General features: G+C 42.3%; 19 protein-coding genes, 1 tRNA gene and 2 riboswitches. Of the genes, 11 read left to right on the forward strand and 9 right to left on the reverse strand.

The window, feature by feature from the left end; all coding sequences use genetic code 11:
- Positions 1-18: 18 nt before the first annotated feature.
- The 4 genes from ACFQ0V_RS04960 to ACFQ0V_RS04975 all read right to left on the reverse strand — a co-directional run bounded on the left by ACFQ0V_RS04960 (position 19) and on the right by ACFQ0V_RS04975 (position 3,873).
- Positions 19-849: a CBS domain-containing protein gene (locus ACFQ0V_RS04960; protein ID WP_381010451.1), complete on the reverse strand. Its 831-nt coding sequence runs from the start codon at positions 847-849 to the stop codon at positions 19-21.
- Between the two features lie 11 nt (positions 850-860).
- A complete protein-coding gene (locus ACFQ0V_RS04965) occupies positions 861-1,571 on the reverse strand; it encodes an MgtC/SapB family protein (protein ID WP_194561227.1) in 711 nt (236 codons plus the stop codon).
- A 103-nt stretch (positions 1,572-1,674) separates the two neighbouring features.
- Positions 1,675-1,838, reverse strand: a riboswitch (M-box (ykoK) riboswitch).
- 44 nt (positions 1,839-1,882) lie between these two features.
- Positions 1,883-3,376, reverse strand: a complete 1,494-nt coding sequence (locus tag ACFQ0V_RS04970; protein WP_381010454.1) for a PH domain-containing protein — start codon at positions 3,374-3,376, stop codon at positions 1,883-1,885.
- Positions 3,376-3,873, reverse strand: a complete 498-nt coding sequence (locus tag ACFQ0V_RS04975) for a PH domain-containing protein (RefSeq protein ID WP_381010456.1) — start codon at positions 3,871-3,873, stop codon at positions 3,376-3,378. Before ACFQ0V_RS04975 ends, ACFQ0V_RS04970 begins: the two co-directional genes overlap by 1 nt.
- 68 nt (positions 3,874-3,941) lie before the next feature.
- On the opposite strand from ACFQ0V_RS04975, the gene ACFQ0V_RS04980 reads away from it, so the two are divergent.
- A complete protein-coding gene (locus ACFQ0V_RS04980) occupies positions 3,942-4,481 on the forward strand; it encodes an isochorismatase family protein (protein ID WP_381010459.1) in 540 nt (179 codons plus the stop codon).
- A gap of 39 nt (positions 4,482-4,520) precedes the next feature.
- Here ACFQ0V_RS04980 and ACFQ0V_RS04985 read toward each other — a convergent pair whose 3' ends face one another.
- A complete protein-coding gene (locus ACFQ0V_RS04985; RefSeq protein ID WP_381010462.1) occupies positions 4,521-5,438 on the reverse strand; it encodes an EamA family transporter in 918 nt (305 codons plus the stop codon).
- A gap of 173 nt (positions 5,439-5,611) precedes the next feature.
- Positions 5,612-6,592, reverse strand: a complete 981-nt coding sequence (gene mgtE, locus ACFQ0V_RS04990) for a magnesium transporter (RefSeq protein ID WP_381010465.1) — start codon at positions 6,590-6,592, stop codon at positions 5,612-5,614.
- Positions 6,593-6,841: 249 nt separating this feature from the next.
- A riboswitch (M-box (ykoK) riboswitch) is annotated at positions 6,842-7,005 on the reverse strand.
- Positions 7,006-7,171: 166 nt separating this feature from the next.
- On the opposite strand from mgtE, the gene ACFQ0V_RS04995 reads away from it, so the two are divergent.
- Entirely contained in the window at positions 7,172-7,351 is a 180-nt protein-coding gene (locus ACFQ0V_RS04995; protein ID WP_381010468.1) for a hypothetical protein, read from the forward strand.
- A gap of 150 nt (positions 7,352-7,501) precedes the next feature.
- Entirely contained in the window at positions 7,502-7,909 is a 408-nt protein-coding gene (locus ACFQ0V_RS05000) for a hypothetical protein (RefSeq protein WP_381010471.1), read from the forward strand.
- Positions 7,910-7,948: 39 nt separating this feature from the next.
- On the opposite strand, the gene ACFQ0V_RS05005 is transcribed toward ACFQ0V_RS05000, so the two are convergent.
- Complete coding sequence (locus tag ACFQ0V_RS05005; protein ID WP_381010474.1) at positions 7,949-9,550, reverse strand: glutathione ABC transporter substrate-binding protein; 1,602 nt, start codon at positions 9,548-9,550, stop codon at positions 7,949-7,951.
- Between the two features lie 237 nt (positions 9,551-9,787).
- Here ACFQ0V_RS05005 and ACFQ0V_RS05010 point away from each other — a divergent pair, with 237 nt between their 5' ends.
- Complete coding sequence (locus ACFQ0V_RS05010) at positions 9,788-9,991, forward strand: PLD nuclease N-terminal domain-containing protein (protein WP_381010476.1); 204 nt, start codon at positions 9,788-9,790, stop codon at positions 9,989-9,991.
- A 558-nt stretch (positions 9,992-10,549) separates the two neighbouring features.
- On the opposite strand, the gene ACFQ0V_RS05015 is transcribed toward ACFQ0V_RS05010, so the two are convergent.
- A tRNA-Val gene (locus tag ACFQ0V_RS05015) sits at positions 10,550-10,622 on the reverse strand.
- A gap of 228 nt (positions 10,623-10,850) precedes the next feature.
- Here ACFQ0V_RS05015 and ACFQ0V_RS05020 point away from each other — a divergent pair.
- On the forward strand, positions 10,851-12,020 hold the full coding sequence (locus ACFQ0V_RS05020) for an acyl-CoA dehydrogenase family protein (protein ID WP_381010479.1): 1,170 nt from the start codon (positions 10,851-10,853) through the stop codon (positions 12,018-12,020).
- Positions 12,013-12,570: an SLOG family protein gene (locus ACFQ0V_RS05025; protein WP_381010482.1), complete on the forward strand. Its 558-nt coding sequence runs from the start codon at positions 12,013-12,015 to the stop codon at positions 12,568-12,570. Before ACFQ0V_RS05020 ends, ACFQ0V_RS05025 begins: the two co-directional genes overlap by 8 nt.
- A 14-nt stretch (positions 12,571-12,584) precedes the next feature.
- On the opposite strand, the gene ACFQ0V_RS05030 is transcribed toward ACFQ0V_RS05025, so the two are convergent.
- A complete protein-coding gene (locus ACFQ0V_RS05030) occupies positions 12,585-13,079 on the reverse strand; it encodes a GNAT family N-acetyltransferase (RefSeq protein WP_381010484.1) in 495 nt (164 codons plus the stop codon).
- Between the two features lie 134 nt (positions 13,080-13,213).
- Between ACFQ0V_RS05030 and ACFQ0V_RS05035 the strand changes: the two genes are divergently transcribed.
- From ACFQ0V_RS05035 to ACFQ0V_RS05055, 5 genes are all read left to right on the forward strand, one after another.
- Complete coding sequence (locus ACFQ0V_RS05035; protein ID WP_381010485.1) at positions 13,214-14,587, forward strand: aldehyde dehydrogenase; 1,374 nt, start codon at positions 13,214-13,216, stop codon at positions 14,585-14,587.
- 67 nt (positions 14,588-14,654) lie between these two features.
- The gene (locus tag ACFQ0V_RS05040; protein WP_381011847.1) at positions 14,655-15,698 is read left to right on the forward strand and encodes a M42 family metallopeptidase; all 1,044 of its coding nucleotides are present in this window, start codon (positions 14,655-14,657) and stop codon (positions 15,696-15,698) included.
- A gap of 12 nt (positions 15,699-15,710) precedes the next feature.
- Positions 15,711-17,177 carry a UDP-N-acetylmuramoyl-L-alanyl-D-glutamate--2,6-diaminopimelate ligase gene (locus ACFQ0V_RS05045; protein WP_381010488.1) on the forward strand — a complete coding sequence of 489 codons (1,467 nt, stop codon included), beginning with the start codon at positions 15,711-15,713 and terminating at the stop codon, positions 17,175-17,177.
- A 65-nt stretch (positions 17,178-17,242) separates the two neighbouring features.
- Positions 17,243-18,808 carry a peptide chain release factor 3 gene (locus tag ACFQ0V_RS05050; RefSeq protein ID WP_381010491.1) on the forward strand — a complete coding sequence of 522 codons (1,566 nt, stop codon included), beginning with the start codon at positions 17,243-17,245 and terminating at the stop codon, positions 18,806-18,808.
- Between the two features lie 127 nt (positions 18,809-18,935).
- The gene (locus ACFQ0V_RS05055) at positions 18,936-22,010 is read left to right on the forward strand and encodes an efflux RND transporter permease subunit (RefSeq protein WP_381010493.1); all 3,075 of its coding nucleotides are present in this window, start codon (positions 18,936-18,938) and stop codon (positions 22,008-22,010) included.
- The last annotated feature ends 139 nt before the right edge of the window (positions 22,011-22,149 follow it).

Genomic DNA, 22,149 nt, shown 5'->3' on the forward strand with positions numbered 1-22,149 from the left:
GGAGCGGACGTTTTTTTATTACAGTAAAGCGGAGAAAAGGCGCGTGAAAGAAAAGCGCGGTTTCGTCTGCTTTTTGCTTTCTTCGTTAACGTCAACAATGTCATCGACGGTAATGATACCGATCAGTTCATTCGTCATCGACACGACAGGAAGCAATAGTAAGTCATGTTCGAAAATCGCTTCGACGGCGAGTTGTTGATGGACGTGTGGATGTAAGGCAATGACTTGTTTTTTCATGACGGAATGAAGCGGTGTCGCACCATCTTTAATGACGAGTAATTCGCGCAAAGAGAGGACACCCATCAATTTATTATCGTCATTGACGACGAAAAGGTAATAGATCGATTCCGCGTCTTTCGCGACGTTACGAATATGTTGTAACGCTTCATCCGCTGTTGCGTTTTCTGAAATGGAGACGAATTCCGTCGTCATGATAGAGCCGACCGAGTCTTCGTCATACGATAAAATCTCTTCCAATTGCGCTCGTTTTTTCTCAGGAAGCAATGTGTAAAAGGATTCACGCTCTTCTGGGCTCACTTGTTCAAGCAATGTGACGAATTCGTCTGTTCGCAGTTGTTTGAACATTTTAGAACGTAATTCTTTATCGAGTTCTTCGACGATGATCGCTTGATGCTCAATCGATAGTTTCCCGAAAATTTGAGAGACGAGATCGCTCGAGACAATTCCGTAAAAAAGCTGGCGACGTTCTCTCGTTAGTTCTTTAAAGTACTTTAATTGATAGTGTAATGGCAATTGCTCAAAGTCGACGAGAAATTGTGAAGGGCTTTCTTTTAAATAAATGGTTAAGTAATATGTATACTCCTCCCAGTTTTTAATTGTTAAATTCATTGGAATACCTCCTATAAACGTTCGATTTTCACACCGATGACGTCATCGATTTTTTTAAACATGTAGTAAATTTCGGTCGTATATTCATCTTCAGGTGCGGAGAGCACGAGATTAATTTTTTGTTGACCGTTTTCGATATCTTGAATCCGCATTTTTCGGACTGTTAAATCTTTGCTCATATTGCCTGCTAAACTCGTCGTTTTTCCTTCGATTGATTGTAGTAATTCAGTCATCTTTGAATTAGGATTCATAATGATTTGTACCGCAATTTCACGTTCACGCAATCGTTTCGGGCCGAATCGTTTCACGATGAACGGTAAGACGTTTACGGATAAAATGAATAAAATAACAGCGAATGTCGCTTCTAAGTAAAGGCCAACGCCTACTGCAATTCCGAGTCCGGAAGCAGACCAAATGAGTGCGGCACTCGTCAATCCTGAAATGACATCATTCGTGCGACGCAAAATAACACCAGCACCTAAAAAGCCGACTCCACTCACAATTTGAGCAGTGAGGCGCATCGGATCCATATTGCGGAAAGTAGGTGTTGCATAAGTCAAAAAGGATTGAATCGATACAATCGTAATGAGACAGCTCGCGACGCTAATAATCATCGACGTTTTCATGCCGAGTGGTTTATGTTTGAGCTGTCGATCGAGTCCGATGAAGAAACCGAGTATGAGGGCGAAAAATAATTTGAAAATCATTTCGTAATGCGTCATCTTGCATAACCTCCTTTCTAAAAAACAAAAAACATCCCTCCGAAGAAGGATGTTACATGACATAGTGACTGAATCGCTAAAAAAGCGAATCAGAAAACAGATTCCATAACCTCCTTCGTAGAGCTTTAGCACTGTATGACATAGGCGAAAACCAGCTACATTAAAAACGACCTTAGCTCGATCGTTCCTGCTGACCCGTTGGCGTCTTTAGACGTTTCTGGGCAGTAGCTTATCTTCATACAGGAGCCTCACCTAACGAGGGCTTGTGCATTGAAGCACATCTAATAATATACCAAAGAATACCATCAATGTCAACTTTCAAGAGTTTCTACTTGACGGTTTGCATACCAATGGATAAATGTTTCCGCAAAGTCTGTCGGAACATCTTGAATCGTATGAACGTGAATCGGTTTTGAACGGTTCGTCATGACGACGGTGCAAAGTCCGAACATTTTTTGAAAAGCGGAACGTTTCACTTCAATTTCGATAATTAAGTCTCGTTTCGTTATAAATGTTTCGGTCGTCCAAGCACCTGTTTTTAATATGATATGTTCACCGTCGATTTGGTATCGTGTAAATATATATTCAAGTAGGCGTCCTGCGTACGTAAGGAATAGCGCGAGCGCTCCCCACCAGTAGCTTTTACCCCAAAAGTGGATGATGATAAACACGATAATTGCAAAAATCGGCAAGCGGATCAGTTTCATCCAAAGAGAGCTTTTCGGTAATTTTTCTAATGTCGGTTGAATGGCAAATTGGGGTAAAATATCAGCTAGTAATGATGCTGATTTTTTTACGGGCAAGAAAGGGTAAAGGGAATTTGCTTCTTGTTCGATGTCTCCTATTTTACCGACACTAATTAATTTAATTTGGGAAAGTTTAAGCAATCGTTTTAAAAATGTTTGTTCGATTTGAATCCCTTGTACATTTTTCTTTTTCATCGTGAACGATTGTTCCGAGAAAATACCTCGTTGAATATAGACGCGTTCATCGTCTGATTCAATCATAAAGCGTCCGAAACGGAAGTACGTAATAATGAGTCCGAATACAAGTGAAATAAGTAAAAGAGCGATAGAAGCTGCAGTAATGAGTAACCAATTCCCACTGAATAAATCGACCCAACGACTCGCTTGATCTTCTAATTTGAATAAGTCGATCGTTTTAAAAAATAATGTCGCTAAAATTGGGATGAGGGCGAAAAAGCTGAGCGATGCGAATGTCGCTCGAACGGTATCGCGCTCTGTCGGTTCGAAATGAAGTGTACGCTGTTCTTTCGAAGTGAATTCGATAGCCGGTTCGCTTGCCTCACTTAATCGCATATCCCACTGTGCGCTAGGTAGTTGAGGACCGAATGGAACTTGTTTTCGTTTAGCGTGTAATTTGCGCTCGATTTCTGTCGCTTCTTCAGGACGAATCGCATCGAGTTCAATGGAAGCATCGTCACCGGTTGCGCCTGTTTCGAGCGTCAATGTCGTTAAACCGAGTATTTTATGAAGCGCGGACGTTTTTCGTTGAATGTTTTGAATCCGATCATAATCGATCGTTTGTCTCGTTTTCGAAAAAATGCCATGTTTTAAGACGACTTGTTCTTCTTCAAAACGATACGTCGTCGTCCGCCACGTTAATATCGCTTCAATGATGCTCCAAACGATGAAAAATAGCGCCACGTAGCGAGCGATTGTCCACAATAACGCATCATTGTTAAAGTTGAAAACAAAAATAAGAAGGAGCGGGAAAAACCAACTTTTAAAAAAGGAAGCAATTTGAAGAATGACTGATAAAAAATGAAAGCGTCTATTTTCCATTACACTTCCACTTCCTTCACTTTAGCGTAGTGGGCAATTTCCTCTCGTAAACGTAATGCTTCATCTTCGGGGAGACCTGGAATTGTATGTTCTGAGCCCATCGTGCCGATGCGCAATGTGTATAATCCGTATTTGCGCAAAATAGGTCCTTGATTCGTCGCGACGAATTGTACTTTCGTCATCGGAATCATTTCATAATGTTCGAAGAGACGACCGCGTTTTAATTGAACGTATTGTTCATCGACTTCATATGCCCAATTGACGACGGTAAATTTAGATTGAAAGAAAAAATCCCATACATTATCGAGAATGATGAGTGCGCCGATGACGTATAAAACGATATTAATCCAGTTGAACCAATCAAAATAATAACTCACGCCTAATAAAATTCCGACGACAAGAATTTCTACGATGAATTCAAGAACTGCATTTACTTTCAGCACTTTCGTATAGGAAGGGGAAAGTTTTCCTGTTAAATGAGCGTATATGTTTTCCAATTGCCTCACACCTTTCGTTATAATAGTATATACGGAAACCGTATAAAAAAGTTACAGGAGGGGAAGAAATGTTTACAGTAGAACGAACGGCATTTATGTTGATCGACGTACAAGGGAAATTGGCAGACATCGTTCAAAATAGTGAGCGTATGTTACAAAAGCAAGAGCAACTCATTCAAGGAATGCGCACACTCGATATTCCGATCATTTGCATGGAGCAATATCCGAAAGGGCTCGGTCCGACGAAAGAGCAGTTGCGTCAGCATTTAGAAGGTGTACCAACGTATGAAAAAATCGAGTTTAACGGGATGTTGAATGAAGGGATTCGACAAGCGGTGGAACAATTAGGCCGCAAACAATTTGTACTTGCTGGCATTGAGTCGCATATTTGTGTATACCAAACTGCGCTCTCTTTGAAACGCGAAGGGTATGATGTCGCGGTTGTCGAAGATGCTGTGTCGTCACGCTATGCAGAAGATAAAGAGCGTGCGATGAGCATGTTGCGTCATGAAGGAGTGAAAATCGTCGGGGTGGAAACGATTTTATACGAGTTGTTGCAACGAGCAGGAACGGCTGAATTTAAACAAATTTTGCAATATGTGAAATAAAAGAAGCACTCATCCGTATGTAGGGTGAGTGCTTTCCTATTATAATTCTTCGGCAATTCCGAGTGCGATAATACCGATCATCACAGCAGCGATAAGCGCATACTGTTTTTTCGATAATACTTCTTTTAAGAAAATACGCGATAATAAGACGGAGAAAATACCGCTTGATGCGATGAGTGGCGCTGCAATCATCGCATTACCTGCCATCGCGAACACGTAGAAAAATTGTCCAGCTGTTTCAAGTAAAGCGGCAATTCCACGGTCTTTTTGCTTGAAGATTTTGAAGTCTTCTTTTTTAATGAACTTCAAATATAAATAGACGAGAATCGCACAAATGAGGAAGGTGAATTCGTAAGCGAGCAATGCATTATCTTCACTCATCCATTGTTTTTTATCTAAGTAAACACCGTCTAAAAACGAGCCGACTCCGTCGATTAAAGCGTATAAAATCGGGAAAGTGATCGCTAAAAATCCGAGTTTATATTTAGGGTCAAATGTTTCCCCGCTCTGTAACATAATTTCGTGATCATGCGTTTGTTCGTAACGAGCGAGCATAATGACCCCCGCTGTTACGATGACGATACCGAAAATTTCAAGTGCTGAAATAGATGTTGGGAAAAATATCATTAATAAAATCGCTGTAATAGCCCCAGCCGAGTTTTGAACGGGAGCGGCGATCGATAGCTCGATATAACGCAAGCCGACAAAACCTAATGTCATCGATAAAATATACATGAACGATACAGGGAAATATAACACCATATTCCATACATCGAATGTAATGCCTTTAATGAGCATATAAGAAACGGCATGAATCCCCATGACAAAACCGATCATGACGACGATTTTTAAGTGACTCGTCGGGTCTCCAGGGTCAGAACCTTTCTTATAATATAAATTAGCTGCGCCCCAAGCGAATGCTGTGAGAACCGCAAAGATGAACCACATCGTCGACATACCTCCTATAAATCAGTCTATAGAGACTCAAATTGTAGCGCGAGTTGCGCCCAAAATATTGTATAATTCAAAAGAGAATCTGTCAAAATGAAGAAAAAGTGTACGAAGCGCATGAAAGCCCTTCGTACACTGACTTATTTATAAGAGGGTAAACGATAAGTCCGAATCTTTTTTTATAGAGATAATAATGTGCTTGCGATTGAGAAGTAAATGAGTACTCCGACGATATCTGCAATTGACGTGATGAGTGGAGCACTAGCTGTTGCTGGGTCTAAGTTTAATTTGCGGAAGATGAACGGTAAGCTCATTCCGATTAAGCTGCCGACGATGACGACTGCGACCATCGTTAATGCGATGACTAATGCAATTTCAGGTCCACCGCGGAACATACCAACGCCTGCAACTGCTGCTGCCATCGTCACACCGAGTAAAATAGAAACTGAAATTTCTTTCGTGAACATTTTCAACCAATCGGTCATGCGAACTTGTCCAACTGCCATCGCACGAATGACGAGTGTCGACGCCTGACTACCTGCGTTACCGCCACTATCTACGAGGAGAGGAAGGAAGAAGACGAGTGCAATATTTGCTTCGATAACATCCTCGAAATGGGCGATTCCAGCACCTGAAAAGACGTTCATAAAGACGAGTACGACGAGCCAAACGATACGTTTGCGATATAAAGTTGTCACTTTCGCATCTTTTAAGCTCACTTCTAAAGAAGAGACGGGTGCCATTTTGTGGAAGTCTTCCGTCGCTTCTTGTTCCATAACATCTAAAATATCTTCGACGTGAACGACACCGACAACTTGACGAAACTCGTTCACGACAGGCATTGAAACGAAATCGCATTTTTGGAAAATTTTCGCTGCTTTCTCTTGGTCGAGATCCGTCGGTAACGATTTGACATTCGTCGTCATAACAGAATTCAATGGGAGTTCGCCACTCGCGCTTAAAAGTTCACGTAATGACATGACACCTTTTAACATCCCGTCTTGATCCGTCACATATAAGTAATGAATATTCGTTTTATTTTCTACGTTGTCGCGGACGTATTGCACCGCTTGTTCGACGGTAAAGCTTTCTTGGAGCGTTAAATAAGCGCGATCCATTAAGCTTCCTGTCGTTTCGAGTTTAAATTGTTTTTTCACCATTGCGTAAACCTCCTTACGCAATATCCACCGCAATGAAGGGGGCAAAATGGATATTGCTCCTAGTTAAAAACCTGAATACTTTGAATACTCTGAACCTAAACCTACAACTCGGAATGTCCATTCCACCACCTCCATTGATCATTTTTGAATCGAAAAAGGACACCCCTCGTCCGAAGAAGGGTGTCCTAAAAAAAGCATACGTTAATAAACGAGCGAATGCGTCGTCATTTATTAAAAATAGGAATATTTAAAACGCCTCCTTCATAGAGCTTTAGCACTGTATGACATAGTAAAGTTACAGCTACATTAAAAACGACCTTAACTCGATCGTTCCTGCTGACCCGTTGGCGTCTTTGGACGTTTCTGGGCAGTAGCATATCTTCATACAGGAGCCTCACCTAACGAGGAACTGTTATTTAGTTTCAATCACAGCTACAACCTTAGCAACGAAAAAAATAATTGTCAACACCATTTTTCATCAATTAAAAGGTTATGATTATATCGAAATAGTAAAAAGTGTGAAAAATTTGCAAATTTCTTATTCTCGCTTTAACCTATAAGGAAAGGGAGGGAATGCATGTGGCTACATTTATTGTGAATACAGGGAATCGTAAAGTTGTCCATCGTCAAGATGCGATTCAACCAGAATGTAAAGTGAATTTTATACACCCAAACAACATGGAAATGACCGATGAAGATTATGTAGAACTTTATCCGATGATTTATAAGCCATGTCCACATTGTTATCGCGACAAATAAAACAACCACGAACAAAAACTGTTCGTGGTTGTTATTTTGAGATAATGAATAAAGAGAAATAAAAATGATAAAATAAGTCTAAACGACTAAAGAAAGTTTCTGTTCAGTCGATGTAAAGTGAAAAGGAATTGGGAAAAAGGGGGAATTGTAGTGAGAATTCACGGTCTATATCCGACAAATTCGCCATATCGTTTGAGGAAAACAGAGCGAATTAAGGCGAGAGATGAGAGAGAAAAATCATTTAAAGTGACAGAAGAATATGATGATCGCGGGGAAAAAGATGAAAACGTCTGGCAAAAAGTAATAGCGCGTTACGATTTCACGTATGCTTTAGGGGAAGAAGTACATGAAGTTGCCGATGAGTTGTATGAGGCGCGACTTATTGAGAAGCCGATTTACTTACATCTCGTCTTCGAAGCGAAACAGAAGCGCACAGAGCGTTTAAATTGGATTGAACATTTCAAACAATTATCGACATCAGCACAATTGGCGAACCGTTTATTACAAGCGGAACAAAGTCGAACAGTCGCGCAATTATTACAGCGATTATCCGCATAAAAAATATCCAGCTCTATAAAAGGGCTGGATATTTTTGTATTATTTTTCGATTGTGACGTTGCGTAAGTTGTAAAGTGCAGTTCCGTCAATTTCGAAACCTTTTACTTTATTGCTGATGCCGACTAAGTGCTGAGGGTGTTGGATGAAGACGACTGGAGCATCTTCACGGATCAGTTCTTGTGCTTTTTTGTAAGCAGCGAGACGAACTTCAGGGTCCGCATTGTCGCGACCTTCATCTAAGTACTTATCGACTTCTTCGTTTTTGTAGAATGAACGGTTTCCTGGATCTCCGAAGTATGAAGAGTGGAAGAGTGAATACAATCCGTAGTCCGCATCTCCTGTCGGGTTACTCCATCCGAGCATGAACATATCGTGCTCGCCGTTCGCTGTTTTTTCTAAATATGCACCGAATTCCATCTGTTCGATTTCAACATCGATGTTAATTTCTTTTAACGTTGATTGTAAAAGGACTGCAACTTCCACGTTTTGTGGGTCTGTGTACGTCCATAACGTCGTTTTGAAGCCGTCTTCAAGTCCAGCTTCTTTCATTAATTCTTTCGCTTTATCGACATCTTTGTCAATCGCTGTTAAATCTTTATCGAAACCGAAAATGTCTGGTGATAAACCACCTGTTGCACGAACGCCGAAACCTTCGTACACTCCGTCAATAATTTCTTGTTGATCGAGCATATATGTGATTGCTTGACGTACTTTCACATTGTCGAACGGTTCTTTTTCTACGTTGAATCCGAGGTACGTAATACGTGTCGACGTTTGTTCTAACACGCTTGCGTAATCACTGTTGTTTAATGAAGCGACGTCTGTCGGTGGAATTGGAATGCTAATGTCGATTCCGCCGTTTTGAAGTTCTGCTTCACGTGTTGCTGCTTCTGGGATGACGGCGAATTTAACAGAGTCAATTTTCGCTTTCTCTCCCCAGTATTCGTCATAACGCTCTAATTTTACGTAGTCTCCTGTTTTCCACTTACTAAATTTGAATGGACCTGTACCGACTGGGTTGTTTGAAACGACAGAACCTGCCATTTTGCCTTCTTTCATCGCGGCATAATCTTCCTCGATGCTTTTCGGGCTCACGATACCTGCAGCTCCGTGTGATAAGTTCGATAATAATGGAGCGAATGGTGCGTCTGTTTTCATTTCAACGACCATATCTTCCGGTGTTGTTACTTCTGTGATCATTTCGAATAAAAATGCTGCTGATGCTGCGACTTCAGGATCGCGCACGCGGTCTAAGTTCGCTTTAATCGCTGCGGCATCTAATTTTTCTCCGTCATGGAATGTAACTCCATCACGAATTGTAAAGCGCCACGTTAATTCATCGACTTGTTCCCACTCTGTCGCAAGTCCACCTGTAATTTCAGATGTTTCTTCATCGCGGTACACGAGTGTTTCATAAATGCTCGCTTGCGCCGCTGCTGAAGGGACGTCGTTTGAACCGGCTGGGTCTAACGTGTTGACGTCGAGCAAGTTCCCGATGACGAGTTCTCCGCCTTCTGCGCTTTCTTCTGAATCTTGTCCTTCTTCTTTCGGCTTTTCTTCATTATCTGATCCGCCACTACATGCTGCAAGTACGAGCATAAGTGCACCGAACATAACGCCAAGCCACCACTGTTTCTTCATGTAATTCCCCCTAAACAATAATATTTTAAAATCATATCATAAAAATATCTGAAATTCTATAACAATATGAATGTTCTGTAAATTTTTTAAAAAATATCATATAAGTAGTAAATGAAGGAGTGCTACGCATTAATTTAACTAAAAATAAGTGGATTTTTTCAGTTATTTGGACTTTCATTGTTTAAAATAGAAGGAATGGTGGAAATGATGAATAAGGAAGAAAGAGGAGGATATAAAATGGCGAAACATAAAAAACAAAATACGATGATGAACAATGTAGTGAAAGCAGCGGAAACAGCGATTACGTTATACGCGGTTCAAGATGTTGCGAAGCAGAAAGAATTTAAAGTTGGGAATAAATTAATTTGGACACCAGTCGTCACATTCGGAAAATTCGTCGGACCGGCTGCTTACTTTTTGTTCGGTAAAAAAACAAAATAAAACATAGGGGAATTCCCCTTAAAGTATTAAGCAACCAGCTTTCGGTATTTTACCGGGGACTGGTTGTTTCGTTTAAGCTGAACTTGGGTCTTGTTCAAGATAGAACGTTTCAAACTTCCGGCAAGAATAAAACGATGTAATATGAGAGAAGTGAAAATCTAAAGTTAAAGAATGCCTATACTGTTCTTATGAGTATAGGCATTCATGTTTTAAAAATATTCTCATATTTAAGGATTCTTTCTTTATAAAAAACACCCCAGCCCTGCAAACGGTAGCGGGGAAAGGGTGTTGTGCGAGCTCATCCAGCCCTGCAAATGGCAGCGGGGAAAGAAGTCACTCGAATGAATAAAATTATATTTAAATTATAACTTAATTATAAAAAATTTCATAAAAACAATTAAAAACTTATCGGGAAACGCAAAATTTATCGGCTGATCTACACACGAAATGCACACGATGATAAAATTTTCCTTTTAATATCTATAAACTACCTTTTTGATATCGAATAAAAAAACCTTAAACGCTATTATATCAACGTTTAAGGCTCTTTTTAAAGTATGATTCCGACTGGGCTCGAACCAGCGACCTCTACCCTGTCAAGGTAGCGCTCTCCCAGCTGAGCTACGGAATCAAAGTTCTGGGATGGCTTCATCTGAAGCACAATTTATATATTAACACAGCTTTATTTAAAAGTAAACACCTAAATGAAAACAAAAGAAGAAAAATGTTGAAAAGCTTACATTGTTACATTTTAGTGAAAAAATTAAGAATGAAAGATGAATTTTATGATGAAAATACTACATGATGCTTCAATAATTATGGTATTGTAGGAAACGATTATATGAATTGAGGTGGCGAAATGTCAAAGAAAATGATGATGACGAATGAATTTCAACGCGAGTGGGTGGAACGTTTAGAAGCACAGACAGAAGCATTTAAAGAACATCGTGCAGAAAACGACCGCAATTCTTCATTCCCGAAACGTAACGTAGCACAATTAGTGGAAATGGGCTATACACGTCTTCCGATGGAGAAAGCACTCGGTGAGAATGACATGACGATGCGTGATTTCGTATCGTTTCAAGAGACGATCGGCGCGATGGATAGCGCAACAGCTTTGTCGATTGGTTGGCATCAAGGAATTTCAGGTGAGATTTTCGATAAAAAATTGTGGAACGATGAAATGACGCAGTTTTTAGCAGATGAAATTCGAAACGGTGCTCTCATTAACCGCGCATTGAGTGAGGCGGCGACAGGAAGCCCGACACGTGGTGGAAAGCCTGGAACAGTAGCAGTGCGTACGGATAATGGATGGAAAATTGACGGACGTAAATCGTTTACGACGATGTCTCCTGTCCTCACATATTTCCTCGTTTCTGCATGGGTTGAAGAAGAGCAACAGATCGGCACATTCCTCGTACCGAAAGCGGCGGAAGGTGTAACGGTCATTGAAACGTGGGATATGCTCGGTATGCGTGCTTCAGAAAGCCATGACTTATTGTTAGAAAACGTCGAAGTGTCGGATGCTTACTACGTAGAGCGCGATCCGAAAAGCCGTAACGATGCATTGAATCCGTGGTCACTCCACATTCCAGCATGTTACTTAGGTATCGCACAAGCGGCGCGTGATGAAGCGCTTCGTTTCGCTGTGACGTATCAACCGAATAGCATTAATACACCGATTTGCGAGTTACCGAATGTCCAACAACATATCGGGCAAATGGATATTGAACTGATGCAAATGCGTCATTTATTGTACGGAGTAGCAGATATTTTAGATGATGATGCACGTAAAGAAAATGTGACGACTGAAATGGCCGTTGCGAAATATACGGTGACAAACGGTGCGCTTTCTGTCGTAGATCGTGCGATGCGTTTAGTCGGTGCACGCAGTTTACAAATGTCAAACCCGCTTCAACAAATGTATCGCGACGTGCGCGCTGGGCTTCATAACCCACCGATGGACGATATGACGATTGCAAATACAGCAAAAGCGGCAATTGCGGAGATGAAAGACATACTTGGTTAAACGACTCGTCGTCACCGGATATCGTCCGCATGAACTCGGAATTTTTAACGAAACGCATCCAGGGGTTCCAATCATTAAAGAAGCATTGCGTCAACAGTTGTTAGCCCAACTCGATGAAGGGTTAGAATGGGTCATCGTGAGCGGCCAACTCGGTGTCGAAGCTTGGACGTGTGATGTCGTTCGTGAGTTGAAGGAAGAGTATACGCATTTAAAATATGCGGTACTCCTCCCGTTTCAAGGACAGGAAGAACGTTGGAATGAAACGAATAAAGCGAAGTTTGAAGAGATGGTGTTGAAGGCGGACTTTTCCACATATTTAACGAATCGACCGTATGCAGGACCGTGGCAATTTCAAAAGAAAGATGAGTTTTTATTCGAAAATTCGGACGGGATTTTATTCGTGTATGATGAAGAGAATGAAGGTTCTCCAAAATTTACAAAACGAGCGGCGGAACGATTTCAAGAACAGCATCCGTATGAACTGTTCGTCATCGATGCTTTTCAATTGCAGCTCATTCAAGAAGATATGCAACGAGAACAATGGGATTAAAAAAGATCGAAGCGTCATGCTTCGATCTTTTTTGTATATTTTTGCAAGCCGTTTTGCTCGGTCGATTGTTTTTCATATCCGAGTTTCGTTAAAAGATGGATGGACCGTTCGTTTTTTAAATCGACGAATGCGTATAAGTAATGGAGGTTAAAATAGAGCGACGCCATTTCTTCCAAAGCGTGTAACACTTCTGTTCCGAAGCCTAAACCCCAATGAGTTTTTCCAATCTCATATCCGATTTCCGCTTCGCCATCTTGGATCACATTGAAACCAGCGGAACCGATCGCTACTTGCATATCTTTTCTAAAAATCGTGTAGCGGGCTGCTTTTCGTTCATGCGTTAGTTCGGTAAGAAGCGTAATCATCTTTGTCGCTTCATCGATGGAATGCATCGGTTCGATATTCATAAATTGAACGACATCTCGATCTGCCCAAATCGGAAGCAAATGAATCGCATCACTCGGATGAATCGAAGATAGAAGAAGTCGTTTCGTTTGAAATGAGCGCACCATTTTTTCTCCTTTCTTGAAAAGAAAACATTCAAAAAGTATAGGCGAGAAGTGCAAAAATGTCAATGTTTCCTTTCGACGAATGACGCATAGAAGTGATACACTGAAGAGAAAGAAAAGAGAGGGGAATGACGATGGACGTACAAACGTATATTGCAGAACAACGTCACTATTTTGAGCGAGGATTAACGTACCCGATCGAGTTTCGGAAAAAGATGTTAATCCAATTAAAAGAGGCGATTCAACAACGAGAAGAACTCATTTTAGAAGCGCTCGAAAAAGACTTAGGGAAGTCGGCCTTTGAATCGTATGTGACAGAAATTGGTTTTGTTTTGGCGAGTATCGATTACACGATTAAACATTTAGATGAATGGCTCGAAGTTGAAACGGTGAAAACGCCGCTTTATTTACAAAAGGCGACGAGTTCGATTGTTCGAGATCCGTACGGTGTCGTTTTAATTATCGGCCCGTTTAACTATCCGTTCCAACTCGTGATGGAACCGCTCATTGGATCGATTGCAGGAGGGAATACGACGATTGTGAAACCTTCTGAACAAGCGCCAGAAACAGCGAAAGTCGTGGAGCAATTACTCGAATCAATTTATCCGCTTCAATATGTACGCGTCGTCCAAGGGGCTGTAAAAGAAACGGATGCGCTCATTCATGCCGACTTCGATAAAATCTTTTTCACAGGCAGTCAAAAAGTAGGGAAAATTGTCATGAAAGCCGCGGCAGAACGACTCGTGCCGGTCACGTTAGAACTCGGTGGAAAAAGCCCAGTCATCGTCGACGAAACAGCGAAAATCGATATCGCAGCAGAACGCATCATTTGGGGGAAATTTACGAATGTCGGGCAAACGTGTGTCGCACCCGACTATGTGCTCGTTCATGAGTCAAAAGCGGAGGCGCTGACGAAGGCACTGGAAAAAGTGCTCGTCCGCTTTTATGGGAAAGATCCACAGAAAAGTGAAGACTACGGGCGAATTGCGCAACCGCACCATTGGGAACGACTCGTCTCTTTACTCCGTGAAACGAAAGGTGAATTATTTGTAGGAGGAGCTGTCGACCGCGAGGACTTATACATCGCACCGACGATCGTAACGAATGTCACGCAACGTGATGCGCTCATGCGAGATGAATTGTTCGGTCCGATTTTGCCGATTTTAACGTATGAAACGTTAGAGGAGGCGGTACATCTTATTAGCTTGCGTGAAAAACCCCTCGCCGCGTACATGTTTAGTGAAGATGAACGAGCGATTCGTTACTTTACGACGTATACACAATTTGGAGGCGGTTGTATTAATGATACATTGTCGCATGTCGGCAATATTCATTTACCGTTCGGAGGTGTCGGACCATCCGGGATGGGACGTTACCACGGATATGCCAATATCGAGACGTTTACACATGCGAAATCGATGATGCGAAAAAGTACGACAATCGCACCGAAAATTGCGTACCCGCCTTATAAAGGAAAACTTCCGCTCGTCCGTTCTGTTTTAAAATAGAAGTGACGACTCGAAAAAATGAGCTTATAATAAGAAGATAGTGAAGAAAGGAGAGTTTGATGTGACGATGCAATTTGATCAACAGTGGACACTTCAAACATTACAACGTTTAGTCGAAATACCGAGCCCTTCTGGATATACGGAAGCGGTCATGGAGGAGATTGAACGTCAATTCGAAACATTTGGCGTTGAAACGAAACGTACGAACAAAGGAGCACTCATCGCAACATTACGAGGTCAAGACGATACGCGCCACCGTTTATTAACGGCGCATGTCGATACACTAGGCGCGATGGTGAAAGAAATAAAAAGTGACGGTCGTTTGAAATTAGCGATGGTAGGAGGATTCAATTGGAATGCCGTAGAAGGGGAATATTGTACGATTCATACAGAGTCAAAAACGTATACCGGTACAATTTTAATGCATGAAGCGAGCGTTCACGTTTACCGGAATTCTGGCACGTTGCCGCGCGATGAGCAACATATCGAAGTTCGGATCGACGCGCGCACGACGAATGCGGAAGAAACGCGAGAGCTCGGTATCGAAGTAGGCGATTTCGTCTCATTCGATCCGCGTTTTCAACTGACGGATAACGGCTTCGTAAAATCGCGTCATCTCGACGATAAGGCGAGTGTTTCGTTACTGCTTGCGCTCGTTAAACAAGTGACAGAACGAAAAATCACATTGCCTCAAACGACACATATTTACATTTCAAACAATGAAGAAATCGGCTACGGTGGGAATTCAAACATTCCAGAAGAAACGGTTGAATATATTGCGGTCGATATGGGCGCATTAGGAGACGGACAAGCTTCGGATGAATATACGGTTTCGATTTGTACGAAAGACTCTAGCGGACCGTACCACTACGGACTCACTCGCTTTTTGAAAAAATTATGTGTCGACGGAAACATTCCGTACCGTTTAGACATTTATCCGTATTACGGGTCGGACGCTTCTGCGGCGATTCGTGCAGGGCATGATGTGCGTCACGCATTGTTCGGTCCAGGCATTGAATCGAGCCATGCGAATGAACGAACGAATGTCGATTCATTACGTGCGACATTTGAGTTACTAAGCGCATACGTTCAAACAGAAATGATCAACTGAGGAGAGATAACGATGAACACGATGACGATGCTAAATATATTCGAGTACGATAAAATCGTTGGTGAACTGCCTCAATCGGTCGAAGCGCTCGAAATCGATTCAAGAAAAGTAGCTGCCGACGCAGCGTTCATTTGTATCGATGGCTTTACAGTGGATGGCCATCAATATGCCAAACAAGCGGTACAGAGTGGAGCTTCCCTCATCATCGCGGAAAAAGAAATTGACGTGGAAGCTCCTGTCATCTATGTGAAAAATACGAAAGAAACGTTGCAACGTCTCGCACCTTTCTTTTATGAAATGCCCTCGAAAGCGATGCATATGATCGGTGTGACAGGTACAAATGGCAAAACGACGATTGCGAATATCATTCATCAACTGCTTCAAAAACTCGGTGAGAAAAGCGCAGCGATGGGGACGATCGGTTTTCAAGTCGAAGATGAATTAATCGATACTGACAATACGACGCCCAATGTTTTAGAAACGCAAAAATTACTGCAATTAGCGAAAAATCGTGGCATCGAAACGACGACGATGGAAGTGTCCTCTCACGGACTCATTGAAGGACGACTTGCAGGAGTCGTGTTCGATACGGCCATTTTCACTAATTTATCGCATGATCACCTCGATTTTCATGGAACGATGGAACATTACGGATATGCAAAAGGTTTATTATTTGCGCAACTCGGGCAAGATGTAACGAAGGAAAAGTATGTTATTTTAAATGCGGATGATGCTTGGTCTGAGCGCTACCGTCAAATGACTCCTTATCCTGTTTGGTCATATGGCTTTACGGAGGGCGCGATGTACCGAGCGCGCATTATTGAAATGGATCCGACACATACGATTTTTGAACTTACGACACCGAAAGAGACATTTGAAGTGAAGACGCAACTCGTTGGAGATTTCAACGTATTAAATGTCGTGGCGGCGATGCTCGCAGTCCATAGTCGAGGATATGAGTGGCCAGCTATTATCGAAAAAATTCAAGGTGTGACTGCGATTAAAGGGCGCATGGAAAAAGTGGAGACGGATTTACCGATCACATTATACGTCGACTACGCGCATTCACCTGATGCGATTGAAAAAGCGATTGAAGCGATTTTACCTTATAAAGAAGCTTCGCAACGTTTATTATTTTTAATCGGCACTGGCGGCAATCGCGACCGTGCGAAACGTCCCGTCATGGCGGAGAAGGCGTCCCTTGCAGACTACGTCGTATTGACGACGGACGATCCGCGTTTTGAAGGGGAAGAGACGATTTTAACTGAACTTGAAAAAGGGATGACACATGATCGTTATGCGACGATCGGAGACCGTGAAGAAGCGGTGCGCCATATCGTACGAGAAGCGAATCCGAATGACATTATCATTTTCGCGGGTAAAGGACATGAAGATTTCCAAGTCGTCGGCAATGAAAAATTACCACATTCCGATGCCGCTATTGCGTTGGACGAAGCGAACAAACATTTTACAAAATAAACGATTTGTCACCTTGAGGGCAAAAAGTGCATTCAAGGTGTTTTTTAAATAGAAGGAGTATATGGATGAATAAAAAAGATATTGAATCAAGACGCACATTTGCGATTATTTCTCACCCTGATGCAGGGAAAACGACGATGACAGAAAAACTGCTTTATTTCGGTGGAGCGATTCGCGATGCGGGAACGGTAAAAGGAAAAAAGACTGGGAAATTTGCGACGAGTGACTGGATGGAAATTGAAAAACAACGTGGAATTTCCGTCACATCTTCCGTCATGCAGTTTGATTATGACGGTAAACGTGTAAATATTTTAGATACGCCAGGTCACGAAGATTTCTCGGAAGATACGTATCGTACACTTATGGCAGTCGATGCTGCCGTGATGATGGTCGACTCAGCAAAAGGAATCGAGCCACAAACGATTAAATTGTTCCAAGTATGTCGCATGCGCGGTATTCCGATTTTCACATTTATGAACAAAATGGATCGCCAAGGACTAGAGCCACTTGAATTGATGGAAAACTTAGAAGAAGTGTTAGAAATTGAATCGTATGCGATGAATTGGCCGATTGGAATGGGGAAAGAATTTGCAGGTGTCATCGATCGCTACAATAACCGCATAGAACGAGCACGTGCGGAAGAAAATGAACGCTTCATCGCTTTAAATGAAGACGGTGAGCCGGAAGTTCATGATGCGTTCATGGATACGAGTTATTATGAACAAGCGATGGAAGATGTCATGCTATTAAATGAAGCGGGTAACGAATTTGATCCAGAACGCGTCGCAAAAGGTGAGTTAACGCCTGTATTTTTCGGAAGTGCGCTTGCGAACTTCGGCGTGCAAACCTTTTTAGAAACCTTTTTACAGTTTGCGCCACCACCGCAGCCACGTGAATTAAAATCAGAAGAGATGAAAGATCCGATGGACGATGACTTCTCTGGGTTCATCTTTAAAATTCAAGCGAATATGGACCCGCGCCACCGCGATCGTATCGCTTTCGTCCGCATCGTTTCAGGACAGTTCGAACGAGGGATGAGCGTACACGTACCTCGCTTAAATAAAAATATTAAATTAGCACAAACGACACAGTTTTTAGCGGATGATCGTGAAACGGTCGATACTGCTTTACCTGGTGATATTATCGGATTGTACGATACAGGAAACTTCCAGATCGGCGATACGATTATCGGTGGAAAAGGCAATTATGAATTTGCGCCACTGCCACAATTTACGCCAGAGTTATTCGTGAAAGTGTCCGCGAAAAACGTTATGAAATCAAAACAGTTCCATAAAGGAATTATGCAACTCGTACAAGAAGGTGCGATTCAATATTACAAAACATTGTATACAGAAGAAGTGATGCTCGGAGCGGTCGGACAATTACAGTTCGAAGTGTTTGAACATCGCATGCGCAATGAATACAATGTCGAAGTGCAAATGCAGCCAATCGGTTCAAAAGTGACGCGCTGGATCGAAAATGAGGAAGATGTGACAGAAGCGATGACAGGTCCTCGTTCTATGCTCGTGAAAGACCGATACGATAACCTCGTCTTCTTATTTGAAAATGAGTTCGCTTTACGTTGGTTCAATGATAAATATCCAGACATTCGTCTTTACGGTTTACTGTAAGTACAAAATATGTACAGATAGTATGACGAATTTGTTACATCGTGTATTTTTGAAGGGAAGTTCGTTGAACTAAGAGGGCAGTTTGCATAAAATGATAAGTAATGTTTAAAAAGAGAGGATACCCGATATGAAAATTAGTGAGTTTTCGATAAAACGTCCGGTCTTTACGATTGTGACAATGTTCCTCGTCATCATTTTAGGAGCGGTCTCTTTCTTCAAAATACCGGTGACGTTAATACCAGAATTAAATCCTCCTGTCGCAGTCGTCGTTTCCAATTACGATGGTGCTTCACCGACAGAAGTGAATGAAAAAGTGACAAAGCCATTAGAACAAAGTTTGTCGACCGCACCGGGATTAAAGACGATGCAGTCGATTTCACAAGAAGGTTCGAACTTCATTTTGCTCATGTTTGACTGGTCGACCGTCATTGATGATGTGCAATTAGACATTATGCAACGCGTCGATCAAGTGCCGATGCCTGAAGGGGCTTCAGCGCCACGCTTTATGAAGTTTGACCCGTCGCAGTTCCCGGTCATTCAATTGACATTGCGTTCAACGGATAAAGATGTCGACATTCGACCGCTCGCCGAAGAACTTGAAACGGAGTTACGCCGTACGAAAGGTGTCGCAAGTGTTACCGTTTCAGGGAAAGTGACAGAAGAAATTAAAGTCGTATTGAACGAAGAAGAGTTACAAAAAAATCGTCTCGCACAATCGGATATCGTCCAAGCGATCCAAGCGAATAACGTTTCGATGCCAGGAGAGCCGATTAAGACGGATGATGGAAAACAATTAACGACGCGTATCATTAGCTCATTGACGACATTAGATGATGTTCGAGATGTCGTTGTAGGTCGTACAGAAGCAGGAGAGATGCTTCGTGTGAAAGACGTCGCAACGGTTGACATTCACGATGCGGACTCAGGGGCGCTCACACGTGCGAACGATGACCGAGCTGTTCTCGTCAACGTATTGCAAGAGTCAGGAGCGAATACAGCGAGCGTATCGAAAGAGTTTAAATCGACGCTCGATGACTTACTCGATAAAAAAGAATATAAAAAAGTCGAAGCGGACATTTTATTTGACCAAGGAGATTACGTCAATTTAGCGATCGGCAATATCGGACAGTCGTTACTACTCGGTGGATTGTTCGCGATGATCGTCTTATTCGTCTTCTTACACGGAATTAAAAGTCCAATCATTATCGGGGTTGCGATTCCTTATTCTGTTATCGTGACGTTCGTACTCATGTTTTTCGCAGACTTCTCACTCAACATTATGACGCTCGGTGCACTCGCACTCGGTATCGGGATGCTCGTCGATAATGCGATCGTCGTCATCGAAAATATCGAGCGACATTTAGCGATGGGGAAAGAATCGAATATTGCTGCTCGCGACGGAGCGAAAGAAATTGGCGGTGCGATTACTGCATCGACATTGACGACATTAGCCGTCTTCGTTCCTGTTATTTTCATTAGCGGTCTAATCGGTCAAATTTTCACTGAATTCGCATTGACGATTTCCTTTAGTTTGTTCGCCTCACTCGTCGTCGCTTTAACGGTTGTTCCGATGATGGCGAGCAAAATGTTAAAAACGCCAGATTTAGAATTGTTAGCAGCACGCAAGCGTCGTACGAAAAAGAGCAATCGTTTCGGAAGCACGATTCGCTGGGCGCTCGATAACCGTCCGGTCGTATTATTAGCAACGATCATCATGCTCGGTGCAAGTATTTTCGGTTTGACGCGTGTCGGCACAGAATTTTTACCACCTACCGATGAAGGGTTCGTTTCAGTAGCGGTCGAATTGCCAAATGGTGCCTCGATCGAATCAACGGATAAAATTGTAAAAGAAATTGAAGAAGAATTACAGCGTGAAAAAGACGTTGAAGTGTATGTCAGCTTAGTCGGCGGTACGCAACAAAATATGGCGCAAGGCACTGCGCAAACGAACGTCGCAGAAATTTATATTAAAATGGTGCCACTCGAAGATCGAAGCCGTTCTGTTTTCGAATTTGTCGATGAGGTTCAACCTGAAATTGTCGATTTATTAGAAGATCGTGCGACAGTGAACTTCAACTTACAAACAGCAGCTGGTTCTGAGCCGAATACGGTCACGTTCTCTTTAAGTGATACGAATGAATCTCGCTTAGAAAAAGCAGTGAAGGAAGTCGATGAAGAACTTCAAGATATGAAATCAGTACTCGAAGTGTCGAACACATTAGGAGATACAGTTGAGGAAGTTCACGTCACGGTAGATCGTGAAAAAGCAGCAGAACAAGGATTAGCACCTGCTCAAATTTCACAAACGGTCAACTCGGTAACACGAGGTACATTCGCGACTCAAATCGTCGGAGAAGATGAAGAAGTGCTCGCGATGTATGTCCAATACGATGAAAAATTCCGCGATAGTATCGATCAATTGAAACAAATTAAATTGTTAACACCTGCCGGAACGTATATCAATTTACAGGATGTTGCGACAGTCGCCATCGCAGAAGCGCCAGTATCGATTCAGCGTGTCGATCAAGCGCATTCTGTCTCGTTCACAGTAAAATACGAATCAGATCGCTCGCTCGGTGAAATGACGACACAAGTGAACGATATGATTGATAAGTTAAAATTACCAGAAGAAATCGACATGAATTACGGTGGGGATCGTGAACTGTTCGAAAGTGCAATTAACGATATGTTGTTAGCGATCGTTCTCGCAGTTGTGCTCGTTTATATCGTGATGGCAGCGCAGTTCGAATCGTTTAAATATCCATTCGTTATCATGTTCTCCGTACCACTGATGGTCATTGGGGTAGCGCTCGGGTTATTCTTAACAAATACACCGCTCAGCGTAACAGCTGTCATCGGAGTGCTCGTGCTCGTCGGGATTGTCGTCAACAACGGAATTGTGCTCGTTGATTACATTAATCAACAGAAAGAGAAGGGCATGCATTCATATGATGCGATCGTTCACTCAGCAGAAGTTCGGGTCCGTCCGATTTTAATGACGGCCTTGACGACAATTCTCGGCTTATTACCGCTCGCGCTCGGAATTGGAGAAGGTACGGAAATGAACCAACCGATGGGAATCGCCGTCATCGGTGGATTGCTCACCTCAACATTGCTGACATTGTATATCGTACCGGTCATGTACAGCTTATTTGATAGCCAAACGAGAAGTAAGAAAAATTGGCCGGAAGACGTAAAATAATGTTTGCAAGTCGGGAGATTGTGGTATACTAATTGTACAAACAAGATCCCGACAATTTCATATCACTTTGACAGTTGTCAAAGGGGAGTAGCTTTAGGAGAAATCCTATCTCAATGTCGTCAATACATGACGGAAGTCA

The organism is Savagea faecisuis (genome assembly GCF_042675605.1).
In the GTDB taxonomy this organism is placed as follows: domain Bacteria; phylum Bacillota; class Bacilli; order Bacillales_A; family Planococcaceae; genus Savagea; species Savagea faecisuis.

Excerpts from the sequence above, each read along its gene's own strand:
- ACFQ0V_RS05005 (WP_381010474.1), bottom strand. The coding sequence starts at position 9,550 with ATGAAGAAACAGTGGTGGCTTGGCGTTATGTTCGGTGCACTTATGCTC.
- ACFQ0V_RS04960 (WP_381010451.1), bottom strand. The coding sequence starts at position 849 with ATGAATTTAACAATTAAAAACTGGGAGGAGTATACATATTACTTAACC.
- ACFQ0V_RS05020 (WP_381010479.1), top strand. The coding sequence starts at position 10,851 with ATGTCAAAGAAAATGATGATGACGAATGAATTTCAACGCGAGTGGGTG.
- mgtE (WP_381010465.1), bottom strand. The coding sequence starts at position 6,592 with ATGGTGAAAAAACAATTTAAACTCGAAACGACAGGAAGCTTAATGGAT.
- ACFQ0V_RS05040 (WP_381011847.1), top strand. The coding sequence starts at position 14,655 with ATGCAATTTGATCAACAGTGGACACTTCAAACATTACAACGTTTAGTC.
- ACFQ0V_RS04985 (WP_381010462.1), bottom strand. The coding sequence starts at position 5,438 with ATGTCGACGATGTGGTTCATCTTTGCGGTTCTCACAGCATTCGCTTGG.
- ACFQ0V_RS04980 (WP_381010459.1), top strand. The coding sequence starts at position 3,942 with ATGTTTACAGTAGAACGAACGGCATTTATGTTGATCGACGTACAAGGG.
- ACFQ0V_RS05050 (WP_381010491.1), top strand. The coding sequence starts at position 17,243 with ATGAATAAAAAAGATATTGAATCAAGACGCACATTTGCGATTATTTCT.
- ACFQ0V_RS05055 (WP_381010493.1), top strand. The coding sequence starts at position 18,936 with ATGAAAATTAGTGAGTTTTCGATAAAACGTCCGGTCTTTACGATTGTG.
- ACFQ0V_RS04970 (WP_381010454.1), bottom strand. The coding sequence starts at position 3,376 with ATGGAAAATAGACGCTTTCATTTTTTATCAGTCATTCTTCAAATTGCT.
- ACFQ0V_RS05010 (WP_381010476.1), top strand. The coding sequence starts at position 9,788 with ATGGCGAAACATAAAAAACAAAATACGATGATGAACAATGTAGTGAAA.
- ACFQ0V_RS05045 (WP_381010488.1), top strand. The coding sequence starts at position 15,711 with ATGAACACGATGACGATGCTAAATATATTCGAGTACGATAAAATCGTT.
- ACFQ0V_RS05035 (WP_381010485.1), top strand. The coding sequence starts at position 13,214 with ATGGACGTACAAACGTATATTGCAGAACAACGTCACTATTTTGAGCGA.
- ACFQ0V_RS04965 (WP_194561227.1), bottom strand. The coding sequence starts at position 1,571 with ATGACGCATTACGAAATGATTTTCAAATTATTTTTCGCCCTCATACTC.